This is a genomic window from Streptomyces otsuchiensis, from assembly GCF_004305975.1.
Taxonomy (GTDB): domain Bacteria; phylum Actinomycetota; class Actinomycetes; order Streptomycetales; family Streptomycetaceae; genus Streptomyces; species Streptomyces otsuchiensis.
The window spans coordinates 1-6,644 of the sequence record NZ_BHZI01000298.1 but is presented as its reverse complement, the minus strand read 5'-3'; the positions used below and the strand labels follow the sequence as shown (position 1 = coordinate 6,644).

The window sequence follows — 6,644 nt, the reverse complement described above, 5'->3', positions numbered from 1 at the left end:
CGCCACGACCGCCACCGCCACCACCACCGCCACCGCCACCGCGCGGGCCGGGGGCGCCGACGCCGACGGGGACGCCGTCGACCAGGCACACGCCACCCCGGCGGACGCCGACGAGGAGCCCGAAGCGGCCCACGACCCGGAGTCCGCCCCCTGGACCGGACGCGGCGCCTGGGTCTTCCCGTCCCTGGTCGCGCTCTTCGGGGTCATCGCCCTGTGGGGGGCGTTCACCATCGAGGCGCCGCCCAACAGCGCGCCACCCGGGCCCGGCGTCGTGCCGGGCGTGATCGGCGCCCTGCTGCTGCTGGTCGCGGCGAAGATGGCGTTCGACAACCTCCGGGTCGCCCGGGCGCTGCGGGAGGGGGTCTCCTTCGGCCCGCCCGCGCCACCCACCGAGTGGTCGCCCGTCGCCCTGACGATCGGCGCGCTCGCCGTGCACGTCGCCCTGCTGGAGCCGCTCGGCTGGCTGCTCGCCGGGACCCTGCTGTTCTGGGGCGTCTCCTACGCGTTCGGTGCCCGCGAGCCGCTGCGTGACGCGGTCGTCTCCCTGTCCATGTCGGCCGTCGTGCAGGTCGGGTTCTCGTTCGGGCTGGGTCTCAACCTGCCCGGCGGTGTTCTGGAGTTGGTGCTGTAACCATGGAAGCCCTCAATCTCCTCGGGGACGGACTCGCCGCCGCGCTGACCCCGAACAACCTGCTGTGGGCGCTGTGCGGCGTCCTGCTCGGTACCGCCGTCGGCGTGCTGCCGGGCATGGGGTCCGCCATGGCGGTCGCCCTGCTGCTGCCCGTCACCTTCCAGATGGACCCCACCAGCGCGTTCATCCTGTTCGCCGCCGTCTACTACGGAGGCATGTTCGGCGGCGCCACGACGTCGATCCTGCTGAACACACCGGGACAGGCGTCGTCGATCGCCACCATGTACGAGGGCCACAAGATGGCGCTCGCCGGCCGGGCGCCGCAGGCGCTGGGCACGGCGGTGATCGGCTCCTTCGTGGCGAGCATCGTCGGCACCCTGGCCGTGGCGATGTTCGCCCCGACCATGGTCGAGTTCGCGTTGAAGTTCGGCCCCGGCGAGTACTTCGCGCTGACCATCTTCTCCTTCGTCGCGGTCGCCGCCGTCGTCTCCGGCTCGGTGCTGCGCGGCATGGCGTCGCTGCTCATCGGCCTGGCCATCGGCCTGGTCGGCATCGACAGCCAGAGCGGCGCGCCACGCTTCGACTTCGGCTCGGCCGTTCTCCTCGACGGCGTCAACATCATCATCGTCACCGTCGGCATGCTCGCCCTCGGCGAGGTGCTCTACGTCGCGGCGCGCGGCCGGAACGCCCCGGACCTGGGACGCATCCGCTCCGGCAAGCCGTGGTTGAAGAAGCGCGACATGCGCCGCTCCTTCCCGGCGTGGCTGCGCGGCACGGCGATCGGCACCGCCTTCGGACCGATCCCCGGCAGCGGCGCCGAGATCCCGACCTTCATCTCGCTCGGCGCCGAGCGGCGCCTCGCCAAGCGTCGCGAGCGGCGTGGCGGGGAGAAGAGCGAGTTCGGCAAGGGCGCCATCGAGGGCGTCGCCGGCCCGGAGTCGGCCAACAACGCCAGCGCCGCCGGCACCCTGGTGCCGCTGCTCGGCCTCGGCCTGCCGACCTCCGCGACCGCCGCGATCATGCTGGCCGCGTTCCAGCAGTACGGCCTCCAGCCGGGACCGGTGCTCTTCGAGCGCAACGGCGACCTGGTGTGGACCCTGCTGGCGTCCCTGCTGATCGGCAGCGTGCTGCTGCTGGCGATCAACCTGCCGTTCGCACCGCTGTGGGCCAAGCTGCTGAAGCTGCCCAAGCCGTACCTCTACGCCGGGATCACGCTGTTCTCGGTGCTGGCCGTCTACGCCATCAACGGTTCGGTGGTCCACCTGGTGATGCTGCTGGCCATCGCCGTACTGGCCTTCGGCATGCGGCACTTCGGGGTGCCGGTGGCACCCGCGCTGATCGGTGTGGTGCTCGGCCCGATCGCCGAGACCGAACTGCGCCGGGCGCTGGCCGCCTCCGACGGCGACCCGTCGATCCTGGTCGGCAGCAGCATCTCCATCGGGCTGTACGTCCTGGTGGTCCTGGCCGCGCTGGTGCCGCTGGCCGCCAGGCTGCGGCGGGCCCGCGTCAGCCGGCGAGCGGAGGAACGCGCCGGGGCCGACGTGGCCTGACCACCCTCCCGCCGCCGGGGCCGCTCCCTCCTTCCCCCACAGGGGAGCGGCCCCGGCTCCCGTGGGCCCGGCTCCCGTGGCCCCGGCGCCCGTTGGCTCGGCTCGCGCGGGCCCGAAGCCGGCGGCCCCGGCCCTTCCACCCCCCGGGCCGGGGCCGCCACCCGGAGGCCGGGACGCGCCGCTCGTCGCGTCCCGGCCGCTTGGTGTTGGTGCGGCCGGGTGTTCCCGGCAGCCTCTCGCGCGTCGCGCTTTCCGCAGCACGCGTGCCGCACAACGCGCCGGTGCCGTCATCGTGCGCCGCCTGGTGCCGTGTTGGCGCCGGGCGCGGGCGCGGTGCGGGTCCGCGCACATGACGCGGCGGGGGCGTGGACCTCAGCCGGTCACGCCCCCGCCGTCGCTCCGGGCCCGGGGGCCGCCGCTAGCGGGCGGCGGCGGTGACGGGCTCGGTGACGCCCTGGCCCTGGAACCGCAGCCAGTTGACGTTGAGGAGCCCGCCGGTGTTGGCGCTGCCGTCCGGCCGGCGCACCACGAACCAGACGCCGCCGTCCGGCTCGTGATCGGCGATCTCGGCGGTCACCGTCTCCCACTCCTGCCAGCCGCCGGTCGGGGACACCTCGGCGGAACCGACCAGTTCACCGTCCGGGGCGCCGGCGCGGATCTCGACGGTGCCGCCGTCCGAGCCCGAAGCCACCCGCAGCTCCACCGCGTCGATACCGGTGAGGTCCATCGGCTCGTAGGCGAACCAGTCGCCGTCCGAGATGTGGCCGACGTTCAGGCCGCCGCCGGTGTCGGTGGTCGGCTCCGTCACCACGCCCGGTCCGTCGGTGCCCTCGCCGTCCGGGAGCCGTCCGGTCGAGGTGTGGAACTCCGCCTCCTTGTCCTTGGTGTGCAGGACCAGCACCTCCTGGGTGGTGAGCGGTGCGGTGCCCGGCGCTCCCCGGTCGGTGTAGGTGACGGTGACGACGCCGAAGATGTTCGCGCCGATGTGCCCCTCGTCGCCGGGCAGCGGGAAGGTGCCGGAGCAGCCGCGGTACTGCTCGTACGGGTGGGCGTGCTCGTCGTGTCCCAGCGCGGGCTGGGTGACGACGTCCTCGCAGTCGATCTCGCCGTCCTCGGCGTCGGTGACCGTCACCTCGTAGGCGATGGTGTCGCCCCAGCTGAAGAGCCCGCCGTCGGCCGGCGCGTGCACGGTGATCTCCGGTGGGGTGTTGCCCGCGTTGATCTCCACGCCCGCGACGGCCTGTTCACCGTCCTCGTCGGTCACGGTCAGCGTCACCGACCACACGCCCGCCTCGGTGTAGGTGTGGGTGACCTCCGGTTCGGTGGCGTCGGTGGTGCCGTCGCCGTCGAAGTCCCAGGCGTAGTCGAGCGCGGAGCCGTCCGGGTCGTGGGAGCGGGCGGCCGAGAAGGTGACCTCCAGCGGCAGCGGTCCGGCCGTGGTGTCGGTGTCCAGCCGTGCCACCGGCGGGGCTCCGCCCGCCGACCGGTGGTCGACGCGGTAGACGCCGGAGTCGCTGTTGTCACCGCCGAAGCCGCTGCCCCAGTCGATCAGGTAGAGGGCGCCGTCCGGTCCGAACCGCATGGCGTGGGGCCGCTTGAACGACAGTTCCGCCAGAGTCCGTTCGACCCCGGAGACCTCGCCTCCGTCGACGCCGACGGCGAACAGCCGGCCGTTGTTCCAGTCGCCGAGAACGGCCTTGCCGTCCCAGGAGAGGGGCCACTTGCGGTCGGAGTCCAGCTCGGAGTCGTAGGTGTAGACACCGCTGGTCATCGGCGCGCCGCTGGTGCCGACCTCGGGCACTCCGGTCGAGGAGGCGCCCATCCACAGCTCGGCGGCGATGGCGGCCGGCAGCTCGGTGACGCCGGTGTTGTTGGGGGAGTCGTTGACCGGAGCGGAGCAGTCGAAGGCGGCGCCGGACTCGCCGGTGGCGAAGTCGTAGTCGATGTAGGGGGTGTTGTCGCCGACGCAGTACGGCCATCCGTAGAAGCCGGGGGTGTCGACGATGTTCCACTCCACGCGCCCGTCGGGGCCACGGGTCTCACTGGCGGTGGCAGCGTCCGGGCCGTAGTCGGCGACGAGCAGGGCGTCGGTCCGCGGATCGAGCCCGATCCGGAAGGGGTTGCGGAACCCCATCGCGTAGATCTCGTCCCGGGCCGCCTCGGTGCCGGCCTCGAACATGTTGCCGTCCGGGACCGTGTAACTCCCGTCCGCCTGCGGCGTGATGCGCAGGATCTTGCCGTTCAGGCTGGCGGAGTTGGCCGAGGTGCGCTGCGCGTCCCACAGCGAACGACCGGGCCGTTCGTCGATCGGGCTGTAGCCGTCGGAGGCGAACGGGTTGGTGTTGTCACCGGTCGCGATGTAGAGGTTGCCCTCGCCGTCGAACTCCATCGCGCCGCCCGCGTGGCAGCACTCCGAGCGCTGGGTCTCGATCTCCAGCAGCGTGGTCTCGCTGTCGGCGTCCAGCTGCTCCCCGTCCAGGGTGAAGCGGGAGACGCGGTCCACGGCCTCGCCGCCCGCGGGCGAGTAGTAGAGGTAGAGCCAGTTGTTCTCGGCGAAGCCCGGGTCCAGGGCGATGCCCATCAGCCCGTACTCCTGGCCCGTGTAGACGTCGAGGGTGCCCGCGGTGGTCACCGTCCCGTTGGCGCGCACCAGCCGGACCGCGCCGGCGCGGTCGATGTACACGACCCGCCCGTCGTCGGTGACCGCCAGCTCCATGGGGTTGCTGGTGGTCTCGTCGAGTGTCACCACCGAGTAGGCGCCCGCCGGTTCCCCGGAGGTGCCGCCGCACGCGTCGTCGCCGTGGACACCGGCGGCGTACTCGATGCCACCCAGCAGATGCTGGACGAACTCCGGTTCCCCGTAGGACTCCTGGGTGTGGCCGAGCCCGGTGTACCAGGACCGGCCGCCGTCGTGGGCGTGGCACCAGGCGATGGGGTGGTCACCCATGGCGCCGTTGCCCGGGTCGTAGCTGGACTCGTCGAGCGAGGCCAGCACATGGACCGAACCGCGCGGGTTGGACTGGAAGTTGTACCACTCGTCGTACCGGACCCACTCCGCGTCCAAGTGCTCGGTGGAGGGGTGGTCGTGGTCCTCGACATCGATGGTGGCGGTCTGGTTGTGGGGGTGGCTCGCGAAGTAGGAGCCGACCAGTTCGCCGTACCAGGGCCAGTCGTACTCGGTGTCGGACGCGGCGTGCACGCCCGCGTATCCACCGCCGCCCTGGATGTAGCGCTCGAACGCCTCCTGCTGGCCGGAGTTGAGCACGTCACCGGTGGTCGAGAGCCAGACGACGGCGTCGTACGGTTCCAGCCCGGAGTCGGTGAAGACATCGGCGTCCTCGGTGGCGACGACCTCGAAACCATTGTCGGCGCCGAGCTGTTCGATCGTCGCGATACCGGCGGGGATCGAGTCGTGCCGGAATCCGGCGGTCTTGGAGAACACCAGGACGGAGACGTCGTCCTGCGCCTCCTGGGCGAGGGCGGGCAGTCCGCCCGCGGCGGCCGGTACGGCCAGTAGTCCGGTGGCGAGCACGCAGGTCAGGGTCGTCCTGACCGCGCGCCGCGACCGCGGCACACGAGGGGTCACAGCGTTCTCCTCAGGTGGGGGCAGGGAGCACGGGCCGATTTCGATGGCGTAACCATCATGTGTAGAACTGCAAATAGGAAAAGTCCATACCGCGGCTGCGCCGGATGGGGCGCCCGGGACAACTGCGAGCGCCGACGGCGCTGACCGGCGCGGGGTGCGTCAACGATCACTCCCAGGAGGGCCGGTGCGTACTGACGAACCGTCGCTGACCTGTCCATACTGACCACTTCGGGGCGCGCGGGCGCCACCGCACCGGCATCAGAATCGAGGGCCGCCACCCATGCAGGTCAACCTCCAACCGCTCGACGACGCGCTGCTGGAATCCCTGACCACCGTCGCCGTCACCCAGGCCGAACCGGACGAGGTCATGCCCCGCCCGCCGGGTGACGACACGGCGCCCGACGACACAGCGCCGCCCTGGACCGACCGGCGCCGGGCCGCCTTCACCGCGTTCCACCGCGCCCAGTCCCTGGCGCCGGGCGCACCCCAGCGCACCTACGCCATCGTGATCGGCGGCGGTGGAGCGGCCGGCGCCGGAGCGGGCGACGGCAGAGCGGGTGACGGAGGAGACGACGGCACGGCGGAGGTCGCCGGCGCGGCACGGCTCGCGCCCGTGCCGGGCGAGACGGGCACCGTCGAGGCCGGGCTGTGGATCGCGCGCGACCACCGGAACCGCGGCGCCGGGCGCGCCGTGATCCGCCAACTCCTCGACCTGGCACGTGAGTCCGGCGCCAAGCGGCTGCTCGCCCGCACCGGCGTGGACAACGAGGCGTCCCGCCGGCTGCTGACCGAGGAACTGGGCGCCTACCCGCCGCCCCCCGGCGCGACCACCGTGACCGTCCGGGCGAGCCTCAGCCCCGTCGCCGCCCTGCTCGCC

Annotated in this window: 4 protein-coding genes; 3 read left to right on the top strand and 1 reads right to left on the bottom strand. The window is 72.5% G+C overall.

Translation table 11 applies throughout. The features are described 5' to 3' along the window. On the top strand, positions 1-631 hold a 631-nt coding region (locus E0D90_RS22020; RefSeq protein ID WP_227870398.1), incomplete at its 5' end, for a tripartite tricarboxylate transporter TctB family protein. Positions 632-633: 2 nt separating this feature from the next. Continuing rightward, on the top strand, positions 634-2,181 hold the full coding sequence (locus E0D90_RS22015; RefSeq protein WP_130799778.1) for a tripartite tricarboxylate transporter permease: 1,548 nt from the start codon (positions 634-636) through the stop codon (positions 2,179-2,181). A 418-nt stretch (positions 2,182-2,599) separates the two neighbouring features. Here E0D90_RS22015 and E0D90_RS22010 read toward each other — a convergent pair whose 3' ends face one another. Continuing rightward, a complete protein-coding gene (locus E0D90_RS22010) occupies positions 2,600-5,713 on the bottom strand; it encodes a ThuA domain-containing protein (protein WP_227870397.1) in 3,114 nt (1,037 codons plus the stop codon). 334 nt (positions 5,714-6,047) lie between these two features. On the opposite strand from E0D90_RS22010, the gene E0D90_RS22005 reads away from it, so the two are divergent. Next, a partial coding sequence (locus E0D90_RS22005; protein ID WP_130799777.1) for a GNAT family N-acetyltransferase occupies positions 6,048-6,644 on the top strand: 597 nt, incomplete at its 3' end.

Excerpts from the sequence above, each read along its gene's own strand:
- E0D90_RS22015 (WP_130799778.1), top strand. The coding sequence starts at position 634 with ATGGAAGCCCTCAATCTCCTCGGGGACGGACTCGCCGCCGCGCTGACC.